The 19,756-nt window shown below is 62.2% G+C and carries 16 protein-coding genes; 6 read left to right on the top strand and 10 right to left on the bottom strand.

The window, feature by feature from the left end:
• Nucleotides 1–55: 55 nt before the first annotated feature.
• The 3 genes from dnaJ to grpE all read right to left on the bottom strand — a co-directional run bounded on the left by dnaJ (nucleotide 56) and on the right by grpE (nucleotide 4,042).
• On the bottom strand, nucleotides 56–1,183 hold the full coding sequence (gene dnaJ / locus DBO86_RS25025; RefSeq protein ID WP_108235175.1) for a molecular chaperone DnaJ: 1,128 nt from the start codon (nucleotides 1,181–1,183) through the stop codon (nucleotides 56–58).
• Between the two features lie 135 nt (nucleotides 1,184–1,318).
• The gene (dnaK, locus tag DBO86_RS25020) at nucleotides 1,319–3,235 is read right to left on the bottom strand and encodes a molecular chaperone DnaK (protein ID WP_108235174.1); all 1,917 of its coding nucleotides are present in this window, start codon (nucleotides 3,233–3,235) and stop codon (nucleotides 1,319–1,321) included.
• Between the two features lie 99 nt (nucleotides 3,236–3,334).
• Nucleotides 3,335–4,042, bottom strand: coding sequence for a nucleotide exchange factor GrpE (gene grpE / locus DBO86_RS25015; protein ID WP_279630331.1), 708 nt, complete (start codon nucleotides 4,040–4,042; stop codon nucleotides 3,335–3,337).
• 19 nt (nucleotides 4,043–4,061) lie between these two features.
• On the opposite strand from grpE, the gene recN reads away from it, so the two are divergent.
• A complete protein-coding gene (recN, locus tag DBO86_RS25010) occupies nucleotides 4,062–5,738 on the top strand; it encodes a DNA repair protein RecN (protein WP_055987037.1) in 1,677 nt (558 codons plus the stop codon).
• Between the two features lie 280 nt (nucleotides 5,739–6,018).
• Here recN and fur read toward each other — a convergent pair whose 3' ends face one another.
• The gene (gene fur / locus DBO86_RS25005; RefSeq protein WP_108235172.1) at nucleotides 6,019–6,423 is read right to left on the bottom strand and encodes a ferric iron uptake transcriptional regulator; all 405 of its coding nucleotides are present in this window, start codon (nucleotides 6,421–6,423) and stop codon (nucleotides 6,019–6,021) included.
• Between the two features lie 94 nt (nucleotides 6,424–6,517).
• Between fur and DBO86_RS25000 the strand changes: the two genes are divergently transcribed.
• Nucleotides 6,518–7,036 carry an outer membrane protein assembly factor BamE gene (locus tag DBO86_RS25000; protein ID WP_017675346.1) on the top strand — a complete coding sequence of 173 codons (519 nt, stop codon included), beginning with the start codon at nucleotides 6,518–6,520 and terminating at the stop codon, nucleotides 7,034–7,036.
• A 69-nt stretch (nucleotides 7,037–7,105) separates the two neighbouring features.
• Here DBO86_RS25000 and DBO86_RS24995 read toward each other — a convergent pair whose 3' ends face one another.
• From DBO86_RS24995 to DBO86_RS24985, 3 genes are read right to left on the bottom strand one after another with little or no spacing between them, the layout of a single operon-like run.
• Complete coding sequence (locus DBO86_RS24995; protein ID WP_017675347.1) at nucleotides 7,106–7,426, bottom strand: RnfH family protein; 321 nt, start codon at nucleotides 7,424–7,426, stop codon at nucleotides 7,106–7,108.
• Complete coding sequence (locus DBO86_RS24990; RefSeq protein WP_017675348.1) at nucleotides 7,419–7,853, bottom strand: type II toxin-antitoxin system RatA family toxin; 435 nt, start codon at nucleotides 7,851–7,853, stop codon at nucleotides 7,419–7,421. The genes DBO86_RS24995 and DBO86_RS24990 overlap by 8 nt, the downstream gene beginning before the upstream one ends.
• Complete coding sequence (locus DBO86_RS24985) at nucleotides 7,854–9,257, bottom strand: sodium-dependent transporter (RefSeq protein ID WP_108235171.1); 1,404 nt, start codon at nucleotides 9,255–9,257, stop codon at nucleotides 7,854–7,856. It abuts the gene before it with no gap.
• Between the two features lie 127 nt (nucleotides 9,258–9,384).
• Here DBO86_RS24985 and smpB point away from each other — a divergent pair, with 127 nt between their 5' ends.
• Complete coding sequence (gene smpB / locus DBO86_RS24980) at nucleotides 9,385–9,867, top strand: SsrA-binding protein SmpB (protein ID WP_017675350.1); 483 nt, start codon at nucleotides 9,385–9,387, stop codon at nucleotides 9,865–9,867.
• A gap of 170 nt (nucleotides 9,868–10,037) precedes the next feature.
• Here smpB and DBO86_RS24975 read toward each other — a convergent pair whose 3' ends face one another.
• Nucleotides 10,038–10,805: an FCD domain-containing protein gene (locus DBO86_RS24975; RefSeq protein ID WP_017675351.1), complete on the bottom strand. Its 768-nt coding sequence runs from the start codon at nucleotides 10,803–10,805 to the stop codon at nucleotides 10,038–10,040.
• A gap of 295 nt (nucleotides 10,806–11,100) precedes the next feature.
• Here DBO86_RS24975 and DBO86_RS24970 point away from each other — a divergent pair, with 295 nt between their 5' ends.
• The 3 genes from DBO86_RS24970 (at nucleotide 11,101) to dld (ending at nucleotide 15,733) form a co-directional block, all read left to right on the top strand.
• Nucleotides 11,101–12,792 carry an L-lactate permease gene (locus DBO86_RS24970; RefSeq protein ID WP_108235170.1) on the top strand — a complete coding sequence of 564 codons (1,692 nt, stop codon included), beginning with the start codon at nucleotides 11,101–11,103 and terminating at the stop codon, nucleotides 12,790–12,792.
• Between the two features lie 84 nt (nucleotides 12,793–12,876).
• A complete protein-coding gene (gene lldD / locus DBO86_RS24965; protein ID WP_108235169.1) occupies nucleotides 12,877–14,016 on the top strand; it encodes an FMN-dependent L-lactate dehydrogenase LldD in 1,140 nt (379 codons plus the stop codon).
• Nucleotides 14,017–14,020: 4 nt separating this feature from the next.
• Nucleotides 14,021–15,733 (top strand): D-lactate dehydrogenase, encoded by a 1,713-nt coding sequence (dld, locus tag DBO86_RS24960; RefSeq protein ID WP_074855252.1) that lies wholly within the window; start codon nucleotides 14,021–14,023, stop codon nucleotides 15,731–15,733.
• Nucleotides 15,734–16,024: 291 nt separating this feature from the next.
• Here the strand turns inward: dld and clpB are convergent, their stop codons facing one another.
• Together clpB and DBO86_RS24950 are read right to left on the bottom strand one after the other, a co-directional pair.
• Nucleotides 16,025–18,589 carry an ATP-dependent chaperone ClpB gene (gene clpB, locus DBO86_RS24955; RefSeq protein ID WP_108235168.1) on the bottom strand — a complete coding sequence of 855 codons (2,565 nt, stop codon included), beginning with the start codon at nucleotides 18,587–18,589 and terminating at the stop codon, nucleotides 16,025–16,027.
• A 119-nt stretch (nucleotides 18,590–18,708) separates the two neighbouring features.
• Nucleotides 18,709–19,446, bottom strand: a complete 738-nt coding sequence (locus tag DBO86_RS24950) for a nitroreductase family protein (protein WP_108235167.1) — start codon at nucleotides 19,444–19,446, stop codon at nucleotides 18,709–18,711.
• Nucleotides 19,447–19,756: the final 310 nt, after the last annotated feature.

The following is a 19,756-nucleotide window of genomic DNA, read 5'->3' as shown; positions in this document are numbered from 1 at the left end:
CAGCTCCAAGCTGACGCATCGAGGCGCGGACGGGATCCGCGCCCGATACGCTGTTTTATACGTCGCCGAAGAAGCGCTTCACGCCTTCGAACCAGCCACTGGCCTTGGGCGAGTGGGAGTCGTCGCCCTGCAGCGACTTGCGGAACTCTTCGAGCAGCTCGCGCTGACGCTTGTTCAGGTTGACCGGCGTTTCCACCGCCACCCGGCACATCAGATCGCCGGCACCACCACCGCGCACCGGCGCCACACCCTTGCCGCGCAGGCGGAACAGCTTGCCGGTCTGCGTCCCTTCCGGGATCTTCAGTTTGACCCGACCATCGAGGGTCGGCACTTCCAGCTCGCCACCCAGGGCGGCATCGGCGAAGCTGATCGGCACTTCGCAGTACAGGTGCTTGCCGTCGCGCTGGAAGATCGCATGCTCACGGACGTTGACCACCACATACAGATCGCCAGCCGGGCCACCATGAGACCCCGCCTCACCTTCGCCAGACAGACGAATGCGGTCGCCGGTATCGACGCCCGGCGGCACCTTGACCGACAGCGTCTTGCTCTCTTCCACACGCCCCTGGCCGTGGCAGCTGCCACAGGGGTCGGTGATCATCTTGCCGCTGCCGTGGCAGCGCGGGCAGGTCTGCTGTACGGAGAAGAAGCCCTGCTGCATGCGCACCTGGCCAATACCGCCGCAGGTGGTACAGGTCACCGGGCTGGTGCCCTTCTTGGCACCCGAACCATCACAGGTCTTGCAACCAACCAGGGTCGGCACGCGGATGGTCACGGTGGTGCCGCGTACCGCTTCTTCCAGATCCAACTCCAGGGTGTAGCGCAGGTCACTGCCACGCTGGGCGCCACCGCGCGAACCACCACGACCACCGCCGAAGAAGTCGCTGAAGACATCGCCGAAGATGTCGGAGAAGTTGGCGCCACCAAAACCGGCGCCGCCGCCACCGCCCATCTGCGGATCGACCCCGGCGTGGCCGTACTGGTCGTAGGCCGAACGCTTGCTGGCGTCGGAGAGAACTTCGTAGGCCTCGTTGGCCTCCTTGAATTTCTCTTCGGCGTCCTTGTCATCCGGGTTGCGGTCCGGATGGTATTTCATCGCCAGGCGCCGATAGGCCTTCTTCAGCTCGGCCTCACTGGCGCCGCGCTCGACCCCCAGGATCTCATAATAGTCACGTTTTGCCATAGTTGTGCTGCACTCTCAGATTCGTGAGCTCCAGATACGCCGACGCGGGAGATGGCTCCCGCGCGGCGAATCCTGCCCGTCGCGAGCGACGGTGGAGCGTAAAGAAGAAGCGGCCCGCCGAGCAGGCCGCACCCCTTACTTGTTCTCCTTGACCTCTTCGAACTCAGCGTCGACCACGTCGTCACCGGCATCCTTGGCATCGCCAGCGTCAGCTTGCGCGGCACCACCTTGCGGCTGCTCGGCGTACATCTTCTGCGCCAGCGGCGTGGTGGCTTCGGACAGCGCATTCATCTTGGCTTCGATGTTCGCCTTGTCATCACCCTTCACGGCCGCTTCCAGTTCGCCGATGGCTTTCTCGATGGCCGCTTTCTCGTCAGCCGTGGCCTTGTCGCCGGCCTCGGTGAGCATCTTGCGGGTGGCATGCACCAGCTGGTCGCCCTGGTTGCGTGCAGTAGCCAGCTCTTCGAACTTGCGGTCTTCCTCGGCGTTGGCCTCGGCATCACGCACCATTTGCTCGATTTCTTCCTCGGACAGACCGGAGTTGGCCTTGATCACGATGGACTGCTGCTTGCCGGTGGCCTTGTCCTTGGCGGACACGTGCAGGATGCCGTTGGCATCGATATCGAAGGTCACTTCGATCTGCGGCACGCCGCGCGGCGCCGGCGGAATCTCGGCCAGGTCGAACTTGCCGAGCGACTTGTTCTGCGCAGCCTGCTTGCGCTCGCCCTGCAGCACGTGAATGGTCACGGCGCTCTGGTTGTCGTCAGCGGTGGAGAACACCTGAGACTTCTTGGTCGGGATGGTGGTGTTCTTCTCAATCAGCGCAGTCATCACGCCGCCCATGGTTTCGATACCCAGGGTCAGCGGGGACACATCGAGCAGCAGCACGTCCTTGACGTCACCGGCCAGTACCGCACCCTGAATGGCAGCACCCATGGCCACGGCTTCGTCCGGGTTGACGTCCTTGCGCGCTTCCTTGCCGAAGAATTCGGCCACGGCTTTCTGCACCAGCGGCATACGGGTCTGACCACCGACCAGGATCACGTCGTCGATCTTGCTCGCGTCGATGCCGGCATCCTTGAGCGCGATACGGCAAGGCTCGATGGTACGGGCGACCAGATCTTCGACCAGCGACTCCAGCTTGGCGCGGGAAAGCTTCACGTTCAGGTGCTTGGGACCTGTGGCGTCAGCCGTGATGTACGGCAGGTTGACGTCGGTCGACTGAGCGGACGACAGCTCGATCTTGGCCTTCTCGGCGGCTTCCTTCAGACGCTGCAGCGCCAGCGGATCATTCTTCAGATCCATGCCGGACTCTTTCTTGAACTCGTCGACGAGGTAGTCGATCAGGCGCATGTCGAAGTCCTCACCACCGAGGAAAGTGTCCCCGTTGGTGGCCAGCACTTCGAACTGGTGCTCACCATCGACTTCGGCGATCTCGATGACCGACACGTCGAAGGTACCGCCACCCAGGTCATAGACGATCACGGTGTGGTCGCCCTTGGCCTTGTCCATGCCATAGGCCAGCGCTGCGGCGGTCGGCTCGTTGATGATGCGCTTGACTTCCAGACCGGCGATACGACCGGCGTCCTTGGTGGCTTGACGCTGGCTGTCGTTGAAGTAGGCCGGCACGGTGATCACCGCCTCGGTGACCGGCTCGCCCAGGTAATCCTCGGCGGTCTTCTTCATTTTCTTCAGCACTTCGGCGCTGATCTGCGGCGGTGCCATTTCCTTGCCGGCCGCCTCAACCCAGGCGTCGCCGTTGCTGGCCTTGACGATTTTGTAAGGCACCAGCTTGATATCTTTCTGCACGACGTCTTCTTCGAAGCGACGACCGATCAGGCGTTTGACGGCGAACAGGGTGTTGTGGGGGTTGGTCACCGCCTGACGCTTGGCCGACTGGCCAACCAGAATCTCGCCGTCGTTGGCGTAGGCGATGATGGACGGCGTGGTGCGAGCGCCTTCGGCGTTCTCCAGCACCTTGACGCTGCCGTTTTCCAGAATGGAGACGCAGGAGTTGGTGGTCCCCAGGTCGATACCGATGATTTTACCCATGAAAATTCTCCCGAAACTTTGATTATTCCGTCGCCGCCTGTCGCGGGCGCCGGTAGCACTAAAACGCTTGACTCAAAAATGGGGTCGCCCCCGGAAATTTCAAGCCTGCTCGTCGATGGACGGCGGCGGCGTGGCCGGCGCCTTGCTGACCACGACCATGGCCGGGCGCAGCAGGCGACCATTGAGCAGATAGCCCTTCTGGAACACCTTGAGCACCGAGTTCGGCTCGGCATGGATGCTTTCCTCCATGGCCATGGCCTGATGATGATCCGGGTTGAACGGCGCACCATGCGGGTCGATGGCTTCCAGGTTGTAGCGAGCCAGGGTGTCGTGGAACAGCTTGAGGGTCAGTTGCATGCCCTCACGCACGGCCTTGATCGACACATCGTCAGGGCTGGACAGCTCCAGGCCGCGCTCCAGACTGTCGATTACCGGCAGCAGATCGCCAGCGAACTTTTCCAGCGCAAATTTGTGTGCCTTCTCTACGTCCTGCTCCGCGCGACGACGCACGTTCTGCAGGTCGGCAGCCATGCGCAGCGACTGATCCTGTGCAGCGGCCAGTTGCTCTTCCAGCGTTTGCACGCGAGCAGCCAGGTCGTCACCAGGCGCAACAGCTTCTGCCGCCTGCGCCTCGGGATTCTGCGTATCCAGGGTCTGTTCGTCAGCCATGCCTTTCTCCTCTCGAAAAAACTGGCGCGATACCGACTCGCGCTCCTGCCGCCTATATGGAGTCAATTCCACAGCTTTCAAGGGGCAATAGGGAGGATTGCCAGAGAAAGAAAAAACACTGTATAAATAACCAGACATCAATTCGGGAGCGTTCGCCATGCTGGTGCACCTGTCCATTCACAACTACGCCATCGTCGACCACCTGGATCTCGAGCTGGATGCCGGCATGAGCGCCATCAGCGGCGAGACCGGTGCCGGCAAGTCGATCATGCTCGACGCCCTCGGCCTGTGCCTGGGTGATCGCGCCGACAGCGGCGTGGTACGCCCAGGCGCAGACAAGGCTGACATTCTCGCCAGCTTCGACCTGGTGGACATTCCCGAAGCCCGCACCTGGCTCGCCGAACGGGATCTGGACAACGACGGCCCGTGCATCCTGCGCCGGGTGATCACTGCCGAAGGCCGCTCGCGCGGCTATATCAACGGCAGCCCCTGTCCGCAGGCCGACCTCAAGGCACTTGGCGAGCTGATCATCGATATCCACAGCCAGCACGAGCATCAGTCGCTGCTCAAGACCGACACCCATCGCCGCCTGCTCGATGAATACGCCGGCAGCCAGGACCTCGCGCGCCAGGTACAACTCGCCGCGCAGCGCTGGAAGCAGACACGCAACGAGCTGGAGCGCATCTCCAGCCAGGGTGACGAACAGCGCGCCCGCCACCAGCTGCTCAGCTATCAACTGGAAGAGCTGGAAAATCTCGCCCTCGGCGACAACGAACTGGAACAGCTGGAACAGGAGCACAAGGCGCTGAGCAACGCTGAAGCGCTACTCGCGGCCTGTCGCCAGGTGCTCGATCTGTGCAGCGAGAGCGATGCCGGCAACGTGCTGTCCGCGCTGACCGCCAGCCTCAACCGCCTGGGCGCCTTTGGCGGCCAGGGCGGCGCCTTGAACGAAGCCAGCAACCTGCTGGCCAGTGCGCAGATCCAGGTGGAGGAAGCCGTCGGTGAATTGAACCGCTTCCTCGACCACTTCGACGCCGACCCGGAGCGTCAACAGTTTCTCGAAGAGCGCCTGGACACCATCTACACCCTGGCACGCAAGCATCGCATCCAACCCACCGAGCTGGCCGCCTTGCAGCAACAGTTGTTCGAGGAGCTTGAAGGCCTGAATGCCGACGACCAGGCCAGTGAACGCCTGGCCGAAGAGCTGGCCGCCTATGAGCGTCATTACCAGGAGAAAGCCGCCGAGCTCAGCACACTGCGCTGCAATGCTGCCGAGCGCCTGGCCACAGCCGTAGAGCAGGAAATGCAGGCGCTGGGCATGCCTGGCGGCCGCTTCAACATCCAGTTCCAGGCCATGAGCTGCGAAGAACCGCATGCCAGTGGCCTGGAAATGGTGGAGTTCCTGGTCAGCGCCAACCCCGGCCAGCCGCTACGCGGCCTGGCCAAGGTGGCCTCCGGTGGTGAGCTATCACGTATCAGCCTGGCGATCCAAGTGATCACCGCGCAGACCTCGCGTGTACCGACCCTGGTATTCGACGAAGTGGACGTCGGTATCGGCGGCCCCACAGCAGAGGTGGTCGGCCAACTCCTGCGCCGCCTGGGCGAGCGCGGTCAGGTGCTATGCGTCACACACCTGCCGCAAGTCGCCGCGCAGGGCCATCAACATCTGTTCGTGCACAAGCGTCGCGGCGAAGATGCCACGTCTACCGCCGTGAGCAAGCTGGACGAGAGCGGCCGCGTCGAGGAAATAGCCCGCATGCTCGGTGGCGTCGACCTGACCGAGGAATCCCTGGCTCACGCGCGCAAGATGGTCACCAGCGCTCAGGCTGCCTGAAGCGACGTAGCCTGGATGCAATCCGGGAGCACCAAATCACCCGGATTGCATCCAGGCCACGACAAAGCAAAAAGGCGACCCGAGGGTTAATGCTGATCAGATAAGTTAGTCACCACCCCCTCCTACTTGCAGTAGAGGGGGCGCTTTTCGTAGGAGCCAGCTTGCTGGCGATGCTTTTTATGGCGGATCGCCGGCAAGCCGGCTCCTACAAAGATCGAGTGCAACGGCTTAACTGACTGGCATTAACCCGAGGGTCGCCTTTCTGATTGCCGCGGAAGGATCAGCTCTTCTTGCGTACGTAAAGCACCAGATTGTGGTCGACCAGCTCGAAACCGTGTTCCTTGACGATCTCCTTCTGACGCTTCTCGACCTCGGCATCGAAGAACTCGATCACTTCACCAGAATCGACGCAGACCATATGGTCGTGATGGCCGCTGTCAGCCAGCTCGAATACGGCATGGCCGCCATCGAAGTTGTGACGCACCACCAGACCGGCCGCTTCGAACTGGGTCAGCACGCGGTACACGGTGGCCAGGCCAACGTCCTCACCCGCTTCCATCAGAGCCTTGTAGACGTCCTCCGCACTCATGTGGCGGTGCTCGGCGTTGTCGAGCATTTGCAGGATTTTGACTCGTGGCAGAGTCACCTTCAGTCCAGCTTTGCGCAGTTCGTTATTTTCAACCATGGTCTGCTTTCTCATGGATGCTGCTTCGCAGCACCCTTCAATACGGGTATGATCCGGGGTTCAAGTTGCCCAAGATAGTGGAAGTCACCCTCCGATGCAAAAAACCAAGCTCTTGCTGACCAGCCTGTCGCTGACCGGGCTCTTCGCACTCGCCGGTTGTTCATTCCCCGGGGTTTACAAGATCGACATTCAACAGGGCAATGTCGTGACACAGGACATGATAGACCAGCTACGCCCGGGAATGACCCGACGCCAAGTGCGGTTTATCATGGGCAACCCGTTGATCACCGACACCTTCCATGCCGATCGCTGGGATTATCTGTACAGCATCCAGCCTGGCGGCGGTCAGCGCCTGCAGGAACGCGTCAGCCTGGTATTCGACGGCAGCGACCAACTGGTTGGCCTGGCCGGCGACTTCATGCCCGGCGTCAGCCGTGACCAGGCAATCATGGGCGAAGGTAGCGACACCGACAGTGCGCAGCCGCAAGCCAAACCACAGGACGAAACCCCGCCGGCGCCTGGCTCGCTGCTGGAGCAGATTCAGCGTGAGGTGGATCAGGTCGAAACCGTTCCGGTTCCGACTCCCGAGCCGCTGGAAACCGATCCGCAGTAACACGCGGACACGAAAAAGCCCGGAGCGAATCCGGGCTTTTTCATATTTGCCGCCTAACGAGCTGACGGGTTAGCTCGACTCCTCGCCTTCTTCCCTGGCCTTGGCTTTGGCCGCACGCTGCTTGCGCACTTCCTTCGGATCGGCGATCAGCGGCCGATAGATCTCGACACGCTCACCCTCCTCCAGCACTCGCTCTTCCGGCTTGCCTACCGCTTTGCCAAAAATGCCCAGCGGCGCCTGGCTCAGATCCAGCTCCGGAAAGAACTGCTGCATACCAGAACGCAGCGCGGCCTCGCGCACCGTGGTGCCGGCCGGTACGGACAGACGCAGGAGTTTCTGCCGTTCGGCAAGGGCATAGACCACTTCGATGGCGATACTGGGCTTATCCATATAGCTGCTTGGCTCGCTGGCAGAAGGCGTCGACCATGGTATTGGCCGCCTGATTGAACAGCGGGCCCAGCGTGGCACGCACCAGGGGCCCAGCATAGTCGAAGGTCAGGTCCAGGCTGATCTTGCAGGCCTTGTCGCCCAGCGCCTTGAACTCCCAGACGCCATGGAGACTAGTAAAAGGCCCTTCCTGCAGGTTCATCTCGATACGCTGCCCAGGCAGCAGCACGTTACGCGTGACGAAGCGCTGGCCGATGCTGCCCTTGGCCACCTCGAGGCTGGCCAGCATGTGCGTCTCGCTGACCTCCAACACCTCACTGGCGCGGCACCAAGGCAGAAATTTTGGGTAACCGGCCACGTCGTTGACGAGATCAAACAGTGCCTGCGCCGGGTACGGCAACAACGCCGAACGCTGGATTCGAGTAGCCATTTACTTGCTCAGCTCCGCAATGAACACGATCAGCACGCCGATTGGCGCCACGACGCGAATCAGCCAGAGGGCCAGATTGAACAGCAGCGGGCTTCTGATGGACAACTCTTCACGCACAGCATCACGGCTTAGCACCCAACCAGCGAACATGGCGAAAGACAGACCGCCCAGCGGCAGCAGGATACGGCTGGTGAGGTAGTCGATGCTGTCGAAGAACGTCTTGCCGCCCTCGGCACCCCACTGCAACAGATGGAAACCGTCCTCGGCGAAGACGAAGAACTTGGCCTCGGCCCACAGGTTGAACGACAGCACCGTGCCCATCCCCACCAGCCAGCACAACAGCGCCAGCGCGGCGGTTACCTGCGCACGGCTGCGCCCGGTTTTTTCGACGAAGTAGGCCACGGCCGGCTCCAGCATGGAGATCGACGAACTCCATGCGGCAACAGCCACCAACACGAAGAAGATCAGCCCCATCACCTGACCGAAAGCGATGTTACCGAAGGCAATCGGCAGGGTGACGAACATCAGCCCCGGGCCACCGCCCGGCTCCAGGCCGGCGGCGAAGACGATAGGGAACAATGCCAGCCCCGCAGTCAGCGCCACCAGGGTATCGAGCAGACCGACGGTCAGCACCGTGGCGCCTATCGAGGCCTTCTTCGGCATGTAGGCGCCGTAGACCATGATCGAGCCCACGCCCACGCTCAGGGTAAAGAAGGCATGGCCCATGGCAGCCAGAATGCCGTCCTGCACCTTGCTCGGATCGAAATGGAAGAGGAAGTCGAAACCTTCACGGAAATGCCCGGTGGTGAAGCTATAGCCCAGCAGCACCAGCAACAACACGAACAGCAGCGGCATCATGATGCGCAGGCTGCGCTCCAACCCTGCTACCACCCCCTTGGCGATGACGAACGCAGTGATCAGCATGAACAGGCTGTGCCACAGGGTCAGTCGCCACGGATCGGAGGTCAGACCGCCGAACGCCGCACCTGCCCCATCGGCGCTGATGCCGGTGAAGTCGCCACGCCCCATGCCGATGATGTAATCCAGCGACCAACCGGCTACCACGCTGTAGAAGGACAGGATCAGTAGCGCAGCGACCATCCCCATCAGCGCAGCCAGCGACCAGTGCTTCGAGGCTCCGGCTTCGATCGCCAGGCTCTTCATCGCATTGACCGGACTCTGCCGACCGCGGCGGCCGATCAGGGTTTCCGCCAGCATGACGGGTACGCCGACCAACACGATGAATACCAGGAACATCAACACGAAGGCACCACCACCGTAGATGCCGGTCATGTACGGGAACTTCCAGATGCTGCCCAGGCCGACTGCCGAGCCAATCGCAGCCATGATGAATACCCAGCGACTGCTCCAGCCCCCGTGAATTGAAACTTTGTCGCTCGCCATTGCGGCCAAGACCCATATCTGTGGGAAAAAAGATCGCGCATTGTCGGAGATTAGCGGCATGGGCTCAAGTTTGGCTCGGTAAAGCCCCATGGCGCAGGCGCGGACGACTCCCTATAATGCGCGCCCTATGGCTAAGCAAAAGAAACATCCCCAAGGCACCATCGCGCTGAACAAGAAGGCGCTGCATGACTATTTCATCGAACACAAGTTCGAGGCCGGCCTGGTGCTGTCCGGCTGGGAAGTGAAGAGCCTGCGTGCCGGCAAGGCACAGTTGGTCGACAGCTACGTGCTGCTCAAGGACGATGAGGCCTGGTTGATGGGCTGCCACATCACGCCACTGAAAACCGCCAGCACCCATGTCATCGCCGACCCGACCCGCACGCGCAAGCTGCTGCTGAACAAGCGCGAGCTGGAAAAGCTGTTCGGCTCCGTGCAGCAGAAGGGCTACACCGCCGTGGCGCTGTCGCTGTACTGGAAGCAGCATCTGGTCAAATGCGAAATTGCCCTGGCCAAGGGCAAGAAGGACTTCGACAAGCGCCACACCGAGAAAGAGCGTGACGCCGACCGCGAGGTTCAACGTGCGATGCGCAGCAAGGGCAAGGACGACTAAAAGCGGCGACAGGCTGCAGGCAAAGTTGGCGTAGGGCGGACTCAGGAGCCCAAGCGAACAGTCCGCCATGCCAGACCTGGCACCACAACATTCCGTTGGGACTCAACAGCGTATTGCTTCGCCAACGGATCGCCGCCAGTCACGCCCTGCTCCAGTACAGCCTGTAGCGCCTACAACCCCAGTCGGCGCTGCGCACGCGCCACGCGCTGGGCTTCCAACTGCACTTCCGACAGCACCTCCTGCACATAATCGATATGCTGATTGGAGAGCTCGCGGGCGTCTTCCGCGCGACCTTCGATGATTGCCTGGTACAGCGCGCGGTGCTGCCCGATCAGCATGTCGCGGGTCTCTTCGCGCTGGGCATACATGCCACCGATGTTGGTCACCACGTTGCGCTTGAGCAGATCGAACAAGCCACGAATGGTGTGCAGCAGAACGGCGTTGTGGCTGGCCTCGGCAATCGCCAGGTGAAAACGCGCATCGGCCGCCCCCTCCTCGGCGCGAGTCACCTTGCCGACTCGCGCGTAGCAATCCTGCAAGGCTTCGAACGCTTCGGTGAGGCGCTGCCGATCGATATCGGTGGCGCGCCTGGCCGCGTAGTAGGCGCAGGAGCCTTCCAGCGTGTGACGAAATTCCAGCAGATCGCGCTGGGCGTCTTCCTTGTGCTCCAGCAGTTGCAACAGCGGGTCGCTGAAGGTCGAGCCGAGTGATTCGGCGACATAGTTACCGCCTCCCTGGCGACTGACCAGCAGCCCCTTGGCCACCAGTTTCTGGATCGCCTCACGCAGGGACGGACGAGACACACCGAACTGCTCGGCCAGCGCACGTTCTGCAGGCAGCCTCTCACCGACACGCAAGGTGCCCTCGAGAATCATGGTTTCCAGTTGCGCGACAATGTCATCAGAGAGACGACGCTGCCGCACCTGACCTACTTCCATTACCCACATCTCCATTGGTTTGACCAGGCCGATGGCCTCACAGGGCAAGCCTATAGCGCCCTTCTTCGCTGAACAAGCAAGCACTCTACGACCAAAGTCTTAGCCTCTCGATTTGACAGTCTATTGAGCAACTTTTAACCTGAGCCCGCTACTTTGTAAATTGGTATTACCAATTTAGCCAACAAGAACAACAAACCATCGAGGTCACGCCATGACAGCCCTACGCGCTGCAAGCCTGTTCGATCACGCCTCATCCCTGCCGCGCCAGTTGTGCGCTCGTGTGGAGTAAGACCCAATGTCCAACGGAATTCTCGCCCTGCTGGCGTTCTCGCCGATTCTGCTCGCTGCCGTGCTGCTGATCGGTCTGCGCTGGCCGGCCAAACACGCCATGCCTCTGGTTTACCTGGTGACTGCTGCTGTAGGCCTGTTCGCCTGGGACATGACCTTCAACCGCGTACTGGCCTCCACCCTGCAAGGCTTGCTGATCACACTGGGGCTGTTGTGGATCATCTTTGGCGCGATTCTGCTGCTGAACACCCTCAAGCACTCCGGCGGTATCACCGCCATTCGTGCCGGCTTCACCACCATCAGCCCTGACCGCCGCATCCAGGCGATCATCATTGCCTGGTTGTTCGGCTGCTTCATCGAGGGTGCCTCGGGCTTCGGTACACCAGCCGCCATCGCCGCGCCGTTGCTGGTGGCGATCGGTTTTCCGGCAATGGCCGCCGTTTTGCTGGGCATGCTGGTGCAAAGCACACCGGTATCCTTCGGCGCCGTCGGTACGCCGATCATAGTTGGCATCAACACCGGCCTGGATACCGCCAGCATTGGCGCACAACTGGTCGAACAGGGTTCGTCCTGGGGGCAATTCCTGCAGCTGATCACCAGCCAGGTAGCGATCATTCATGCCACCGTTGGCGTGGTCATGCCACTGATCATGGTCATGATGCTGACACGCTTCTTCGGTCAGGAAAAAAGCTGGAAAGCGGGTCTGGAAGTGCTGCCATTTGCCATCTTTGGTGGCCTGGCTTTCGTACTGCCCTACGCGGCTACCGGTATTTTCCTTGGGCCGGAATTTCCGTCGTTGCTGGGCGGCCTGATCGGTCTGGCCATCGTCACCAGCGCCGCACGTTTTGGTTTCCTGGTGCCGAAGAAGACCTGGGACTTCGCGCCGGCGGACAAATGGCCAAGCGAGTGGCTGGGCAGTGTCGAGATGAAACTGGACGAGCTGACCGCCAAACCCATGAGCGCGCTGCGTGCCTGGCTGCCCTACGTAATGGTCGGCGCCCTGCTGGTGATCAGCCGCGTATTCCCGGAAGTGGGTAATGCACTGAAAGCCGTGGTAGTGAACTTCCCCGACCTGCTCGGCGAGGCCGGCGTCAGTGCCAATTTCCAGCCGCTGTACCTGCCGGGGGGCATTCTGGTCGCCGTGGTGCTGGCCACCTTCTTCCTGCATGGCATGAAAGCACGTGACCTGGGCAAGGCCGTGAAGGAATCGTCCAGCGTGCTGCTCAGCGCCGGCTTCGTGCTGCTGTTCACCGTGCCGATGGTACGCATCCTGATCAACTCCGGCGTCAATGGTGCCGAGCTGGCCAGCATGCCCATCCTCATGGCTGGCTGGGTAGCCGAGAGTGTTGGTGGCATCTACCCGCTGCTGGCGCCAAGTATCGGCGCACTGGGCGCCTTCATCGCCGGCTCCAATACCGTCAGCAACATGATGTTCAGCCAGTTCCAGTTCGGTGTAGCCAGCAGCCTGGGTATTTCCAGCGCACTGATCGTCTCCGTCCAGGCCATCGGCGCCGCTGCCGGCAACATGGTGGCGATTCACAACGTGGTTGCTGCCTCGGCAACCGTCGGTCTGCTCGGGCGCGAAGGCAGCACCCTGCGCAAGACCATCTGGCCGACGCTGTACTACGTGCTGTTCACCGGCATCATCGCGATGATCGCGATCTACGTGCTGGGTGTGACTGACCCACTGGTGCACTGAACCTCGTCACACGAAAGCGCCCCGACCATGTCGGGGCATTTTCCGTCAGGCTATGCTTTCTCTTTTTAGTAACAGGATGAGCCCATGATCATTTCTGCCTCCACCGACTACCGCGCCGCGGCCCAGCGCAAGCTGCCGCCCTTCCTGTTCCATTACATCGATGGCGGCGCCTACGCCGAGCACACCCTGCGCCGTAACGTTGCCGACCTGTCGGACATCGCACTGCGCCAGCGGGTGCTGAAGAACATGTCCGACCTGAGCCTGTCCACCGAACTGTTCGGCGAACAGCTGTCCATGCCTGTTGCCCTGGCTCCGGTCGGCCTGACCGGCATGTATGCCCGTCGCGGTGAAGTGCAGGCGGCCAAGGCCGCAGCAGCCAAAGGTATTCCCTTTACGCTGTCCACCGTTTCGGTGTGCCCGATCGAGGAAGTCGCGCCGGCCATCGACCGGCCCATGTGGTTCCAGCTCTACGTGCTGAAGGATCGCGGCTTCATGAAGAATGCCCTGGAGCGCGCCAAGGCGGCCGGTTGCTCGACCCTGGTGTTCACCGTCGATATGCCCGTACCCGGTGCGCGCTATCGCGATGCCCACTCCGGCATGAGCGGCCCGAACGCGGCGCTGCGCCGCATGCTGCAGGCCATGACCCATCCGCAGTGGGCCTGGGATGTCGGCCTGCTGGGTAAACCGCACGACCTGGGCAACATCTCAGCTTATCGCGGCAACCCCACCGGCCTGGCCGACTACATCGGCTGGCTGGGCGCCAACTTCGACCCGTCGATTTCTTGGAAGGATCTGGAATGGATTCGCGACTTCTGGGACGGCCCGATGGTGATCAAAGGCATCCTCGACCCTGAAGATGCCCGCGACGCGGTGACCTTCGGCGCTGACGGCATCATCGTTTCCAACCACGGCGGACGTCAGCTCGACGGCGTGCTGTCCAGCGCCCGGGCGCTACCGGCCATCGCCGACGCGGTCAAGGGCGAGCTGAAAATCCTCGCCGACTCTGGCATCCGTACCGGTCTCGATGTGGTACGCATGCTGGCCCTGGGTGCCGACACCGTGCTGCTCGGCCGCGCCTTCATCTACGCCCTGGCAGCAGCCGGTGGCGCCGGTGTGAGCAACCTTCTCGATCTGATCGAGAAGGAAATGCGCGTGGCCATGGTGCTGACCGGCGCCAAGTCCATCGCCGAAATCACTCCGGATCTACTGGTAAAGGAGCGTTGAGCCAATGACTGCTGCCGCCTCCATCACCCGTGACGCCCTGCTGGCGCAGATGCGCCAGATCGTCGGCAGCAGCCACGTGCTGACCGACGAACAAGCCACACGGCGTTTCCGCAAGGGCCACCGTACGGGTGAAGGCAACGTGCTGGCGGTGGTGCGCCCAGGCTCCTTGCTGGAGCAGTGGCGCATCCTGCAGGCGGCAGTAGCGGCCGACCGCATCGTCATCATGCAAGCGGCCAACACCGGCCTGACCGGGGGCTCGACTCCCGATGGCGACGACTACGACCGCGAGATCGTGTTGATCAACACCCTGCGCATCACCGGCGTACAGTTGATCAACGGTGGCGAGCAGGTGGTGTGCCTGCCCGGCGCCACCCTGGATCGCCTGGAACAGGCATTGGCGCCGCTGAATCGCGAACCGCACTCGGTGATCGGCTCGTCCTGCATCGGCGCCTCGGTACTCGGCGGCATCTGCAACAACTCCGGCGGCGCCCTGGTGCGCCGTGGCCCGGCCTATACCGAGCTGGCGCTGTATGCACAGGTTAAAGATGACGGTTCGCTGGAACTGGTCAACCACCTGGGGATCGAGCTGGGCAACGATCCGGAGGAAATCCTCACCCGCCTGCAGAGCGGCGACTACACACCGCAGCAGGTGCGCAACGAAGAGACGGCAAAGGCCTCCGACGCGCGCTACGGCGAGCACGTGCGCGACGTCGATGCCGACACTCCGGCGCGCTTCAACGCCGACCCATCGCGCCTGTTCGAGGCCTCCGGTTCGGCCGGCAAACTGTGCCTGTTCGCGGTGCGCCTGGACACCTTCCCGAAAGAGCCGAGCACGGTGTTCTATATCGGCAGCAACGACCCGCACGATCTGACCGAAGTGCGCCGCCACCTGCTGGCCAGGCTGCCGCGCCTGCCAATTGCCGGGGAATACATCCACCGCACCGCCTTCGACATCGGCGAGAAATACGGCAAGGACACCTTCCTGGTGATCGACAAGTTCGGTACGTCCAAGGTGCCGGCTGCCTTCGCCATGAAGAGCCGGGTCGACGGTTTCTTCGAACGTTTCGGCCTGCGTGGCGTGACCGACAAGGTCATCCAGGCCCTGATGAACCTACTGCCCAGCCACCTGCCGCCACGCATGCGCGAGTACCGTGACCGTTTTGAGCATCACCTGCTGGTGCGTGTATCCAACGACACGTTGGAACAGACCCGCAGCTTCCTCAACGAGTACTTCGCCAACAGCACCAGCGGCGCCTATTTCGAATGCGATGCCGATGAGGGACGCAAGGCCTTCCTCCATCGCTTCGCCGTGGCCGGTGCCGCGATCCGCTACCGCGAGTCGCACCGCAGCAGCGTCGAAGACATCCTCGCCCTGGACATCGCCCTACGCCGCAACGACCGCGACTGGGTCGAGACGCTCCCGGCCGAGATGGAAGAGCGGATCATCCACAAGCTGTACTACGGGCATTTCTTCTGCCATGTGTTCCACCAGGACTATATCGTCAAGAAAGGTAATGACCCGCTCGCCATGGAACATGCCATGTGGAAGCTGCTGGACGAACGCCGCGCCGAGTATCCGGCCGAGCACAACGTTGGCCATCTCTACGTGGCCAAGCCGGCATTGGCCGGCTTCTACCGCGAACTCGACCCGACCAATACCTTCAACCCCGGCATCGGCCACACCTCGAAGAAGAAGCATTGGGGTGGTTGTTGCTAAGAGGTTGACGCTTTACGTAGGAGCGGCTTCAGCCGCGAACCTCGCGGCTGACGCTCCTACGGATTAGGTGTAGGGCGGCCTCACGAGCGTAGCGAGTAGCCCGCCGGGCCATGCCAGGCCTGGCAGCACAACGACCGGCGTACTGCTTCGCGACGACTGCATGGATGCAGGAGGTAGAGCGACGCAGGAAGCCAAAGCCGAGTACGCCCTACGGGTTCTCCCCTTTTCCCTACGGCTACAAAAGCAAAGGCCCGCCAAATTGGCGGGCCTTTGTGCTTACGCGGCAATCGATCAGGCGAAGACGATCTCCTCGCCGTCCACCTTGGCATGCACCGTCGCGCCCGGGGCGAAATCGCCGGCGAGTATCTGCTGTGCCAGCGGGTTCTCGATCCAGCGCTGGATCGCACGCTTGAGTGGACGCGCGCCGTACACAGGGTCGTAACCGACAGCGATCAGCTTGTCGAGCGCCTCCGGCGTCAGCTCTAGGCTCAGCTCACGCTCGGCCAGACGACTACGCAGGCGCTGCAGCTGAATCTCGGCAATACCGGCGATCTGCTCGCGGCCCAACGGTTCGAACACCACCACCTCGTCGATACGGTTGATGAATTCCGGACGGAAGTGGCTGCCCACCGCATCCATCACCGCGGCGCGCTGCGCTTCCTTGTCGCCCACCAACTCCTGGATCTGCGCCGAGCCGAGGTTGGAGGTCATCACAATCACGGTGTTCTTGAAGTCGACGGTGCGCCCGTGGCTGTCGGTCAGGCGGCCGTCTTCAAGCACCTGCAACAGCACGTTGAACACGTCCGGGTGGGCCTTCTCCACCTCGTCCATCAGCACCACCGAATACGGCTTGCGACGCACCGCCTCGGTCAGGTAACCGCCTTCCTCGTAACCTACGTAGCCGGGCGGTGCACCGATCAGGCGAGCGACGCTGTGCTTCTCCATGAACTCGGACATGTCGATGCGAACCAGCGCCTCCTCGGTGTCGAAGAGGAACTCGGCCAGCGCCTTGCACAGCTCGGTCTTGCCCACCCCGGTCGGGCCGAGGAAGAGGAACGAGCCGCTCGGCCGGTTGGGGTCGGCCAGGCCGGCGCGCGAGCGGCGCACCGCGTTGGCCACCGCGACCACCGCCTCGTGCTGGCCGATGACGCGCTGGTGCAGCAGGTCTTCCATTTTCAGCAGCTTCTCGCGCTCGCCTTCGAGCATCTTGCTCACCGGGATGCCCGTCCACTTGGAAACGACTTCGGCGATTTCCTCATCGGTAACCTTGTTGCGTAGCAGCTGGTTCTCAGCCTTGCCGTGCGCATCGACCATCTGCAGACTACGCTCCAGATCCGGAATGATGCCGTACTGCAGCTCGGCCATGCGATTGAGATCGCCCTTGCGGCGCGCGGCTTCCAGTTCGGTCTTGGCCTGCTCGATCTTCTGCTGAATCTGCGCCGAGCCCTGCACCTCGGCCTTCTCCGACTTCCAGATTTCCTCCAGGTCGGCGTATTCCTTCTCCAGCTTGGCGATGTCGTCCTCGAGTTTCTCCAGGCGCTTCCTGGTGGCCTCGTCGTCTTCCTTCTTCAGCGCCTCGCGCTCGATCTTCAGCTGGATCAGGCGGCGGTCAAGGCGGTCCAGCTCCTCGGGCTTGGAGTCGATCTCCATGCGGATGCGGCTGGCGGCTTCATCGATCAGGTCGATGGCCTTGTCCGGCAATTGGCGGTCGGTGATGTAGCGATGGCTGAGCTTGGCCGCGGCGATGATCGCGCCATCGGTGATGGTCACACCGTGGTGCACCTCGTAGCGCTCCTTCAGGCCACGCAGGATGGCGATGGTGTCCTCCTCGCTCGGCTCGTCCACCAGCACCTTCTGGAAGCGTCGCTCCAGCGCAGCGTCCTTCTCAATGTACTGACGGTATTCGTCCAGGGTGGTGGCACCAACGCAATGCAGCTCGCCGCGCGCCAGCGCCGGCTTGAGCATGTTGCCGGCATCCATGGCGCCCTCGGCCTTGCCGGCGCCGACCATGGTGTGCAGCTCGTCGATGAACAGGATCACCCGCCCTTCCTGCTTGCCCAGCTCGTTGAGGACGGCTTTCAGGCGCTCCTCAAACTCGCCGCGGAACTTGGCGCCGGCAATCAGCGCGCCCATGTCCAGCGCCAGCAGGCGCTTATCCTTGAGGCCATCGGGCACCTCGCCATTGACGATGCGCTGGGCCAGGCCCTCGACGATGGCGGTCTTGCCCACGCCGGGCTCGCCAATCAGCACCGGGTTGTTCTTGGTGCGCCGCTGCAGAACCTGAATGGTGCGACGAATCTCGTCGTCACGGCCGATCACCGGATCAAGCTTGCCCTCTTCGGCACGCTTGGTCAGGTCGACGGTGTACTTGTCCAGCGCCTGGCGCGACTCTTCGACGTTGGGGTCGTTGACCGCCTGGCCGCCGCGCAGGTTGGCGATGGCATTTTCCAGGGCCTTCTTCGACACGCCCTGGCCGAGCAGCAGCTTGCCCAGCCTGGTGTTCTCGTCCATGGCGGCGAGCAGCACCAGCTCGCTGGAAATGAACTGGTCGCCGCGTTGCTGTGACAGGCGGTCGGCCTGGTTGAGCAGACGCGCCAGATCATGCGACAGGTTGATATCGCCGGTGGGGTTCTGCAGCTTGCCGAGCTGATCCAGCTCGCGGGTCAAACCTTGGCGCAGGCTATTGATGTCGAAGCCGACCTGCATCAGCAGCGGCTTGATCGACCCACCCTGCTGTTCGAGCAGCGCCTGCATCAGGTGCAGCGGCTCGATGGCGGCATGATCCATGCCCACCGCTAGGGATTGGGCATCAGAGAGTGCAAGTTGCAGCTTGCTGGTCAAACGATCGATACGCATATATGTCCTTCCTCCAGAATGGCGGGCCGGGACTACATCCCCGAAAAAAGAAACTCGCTGAGATGCAGACTAGATAAGGACGATTACGCCGTATTCAAGAGACAACGAGTTGACCCAGATCAGCGCCAGATCACCTGCTGCTCCAGCGGAAAGCGCAGGCGCGGATTGTAGACGCCCTTCTCGCCCTGGCGCCCGACGGCCAGCAGCATGATGGGGATGGCCTGACGCGGGATATCCAGCACCCGGCGTAGGCGCGGCTCATCGAAGCCTTCCATCGGACAGGTGGCATAGCCATGGCTCTGGAAGGCCAGCATCAGGTTCTCCGCCGCCAGCGCCGTCGACTTAACCGCCCACAGTCGCATGTCGGCCTTGCTGTTGGGCTTGCGCATCAAGGGTTTGCGCACACCCATCAGTCGCACCAGCTGACGCTTGAACAAACCCAGCAAGCCCAGCGGCCCTTGGTTGTACTGGAAGGGCGCGGTCTTGCTGTAGAAACTGCGGATGCGCGCCGGCACCTCGGCCTCCGGCCAGTAATCGATAACGTTGCGACAGGCCTGACGCCAGGTGTCCGGGCGCGCCAACACGGCGATGATCAAGGGTGCACGGGCGGCGTTCTGGCTCATGCATACCGGGTGCAGTTGCGCCAGCAGCGCCGGATCGCGAATCACCTGAAAACTCCAGGGCTGCAGGTTGCAGGAACTTGGCGCCAGCACGGCCAGCTCTAGGCAATCGCGAATCACCGCATCCGGCACCAGCTCAGGGGTGAAACGGCGCACTGAACGGCGACTTTCGATCAGCGCGCGCAGTTCGGCCGGCGAAGCCATCGCGGGTGTTTGTTGGTTAAGAAAACTGGTCATGGGCGCACTCCTCGGCAATCGCCCGATTAAGCAGCCAGGCGACTTGGCGAACAAGAGGATGGGAGGAAATGGCCGTGGATTTGGCTGATCAGCCTCACCTGCGCCTCTGATCGAGGACGCAGGAGCCAAGACCTAGGGTCTGTTGCCGTTTCGACGCGAGCCGCGTTGCTGCGCCAAATTGCGCCACGCGAGGCGCGGGATGCAGGTAATGGTCGTTCCCTTGCCAAATCCCGCAACGACGCATGGCGCAATTTGCCGCGCAACCCGAAGGGACGGGCCAGTTTTTGCGTGGTACGTCGTTACTCGACGG

It is taken from the genome of Ectopseudomonas oleovorans (assembly GCF_003052605.1).
GTDB classification, from domain to species: domain Bacteria; phylum Pseudomonadota; class Gammaproteobacteria; order Pseudomonadales; family Pseudomonadaceae; genus Aquipseudomonas; species Aquipseudomonas oleovorans_A.
This window is presented reverse-complemented; position numbering and strand designations above follow the sequence as displayed.

Bases quoted from the DNA above. Each gene is read 5' to 3' on its own strand.
- dnaJ (WP_108235175.1), bottom strand. From the start codon at position 1,183: ATGGCAAAACGTGACTATTATGAGATCCTGGGGGTCGAGCGCGGCGCC.
- dnaK (WP_108235174.1), bottom strand. From the start codon at position 3,235: ATGGGTAAAATCATCGGTATCGACCTGGGGACCACCAACTCCTGCGTC.
- grpE (WP_279630331.1), bottom strand. From the start codon at position 4,042: ATGTCTGGTTATTTATACAGTGTTTTTTCTTTCTCTGGCAATCCTCCC.
- recN (WP_055987037.1), top strand. From the start codon at position 4,062: ATGCTGGTGCACCTGTCCATTCACAACTACGCCATCGTCGACCACCTG.
- fur (WP_108235172.1), bottom strand. From the start codon at position 6,423: ATGGTTGAAAATAACGAACTGCGCAAAGCTGGACTGAAGGTGACTCTG.
- DBO86_RS25000 (WP_017675346.1), top strand. From the start codon at position 6,518: ATGCAAAAAACCAAGCTCTTGCTGACCAGCCTGTCGCTGACCGGGCTC.
- DBO86_RS24995 (WP_017675347.1), bottom strand. From the start codon at position 7,426: ATGGATAAGCCCAGTATCGCCATCGAAGTGGTCTATGCCCTTGCCGAA.
- DBO86_RS24990 (WP_017675348.1), bottom strand. From the start codon at position 7,853: ATGGCTACTCGAATCCAGCGTTCGGCGTTGTTGCCGTACCCGGCGCAG.
- DBO86_RS24985 (WP_108235171.1), bottom strand. From the start codon at position 9,257: ATGGCGAGCGACAAAGTTTCAATTCACGGGGGCTGGAGCAGTCGCTGG.
- smpB (WP_017675350.1), top strand. From the start codon at position 9,385: ATGGCTAAGCAAAAGAAACATCCCCAAGGCACCATCGCGCTGAACAAG.
- DBO86_RS24975 (WP_017675351.1), bottom strand. From the start codon at position 10,805: ATGGAAGTAGGTCAGGTGCGGCAGCGTCGTCTCTCTGATGACATTGTC.
- DBO86_RS24970 (WP_108235170.1), top strand. From the start codon at position 11,101: ATGTCCAACGGAATTCTCGCCCTGCTGGCGTTCTCGCCGATTCTGCTC.
- lldD (WP_108235169.1), top strand. From the start codon at position 12,877: ATGATCATTTCTGCCTCCACCGACTACCGCGCCGCGGCCCAGCGCAAG.
- dld (WP_074855252.1), top strand. From the start codon at position 14,021: ATGACTGCTGCCGCCTCCATCACCCGTGACGCCCTGCTGGCGCAGATG.
- clpB (WP_108235168.1), bottom strand. From the start codon at position 18,589: ATGCGTATCGATCGTTTGACCAGCAAGCTGCAACTTGCACTCTCTGAT.
- DBO86_RS24950 (WP_108235167.1), bottom strand. From the start codon at position 19,446: ATGACCAGTTTTCTTAACCAACAAACACCCGCGATGGCTTCGCCGGCC.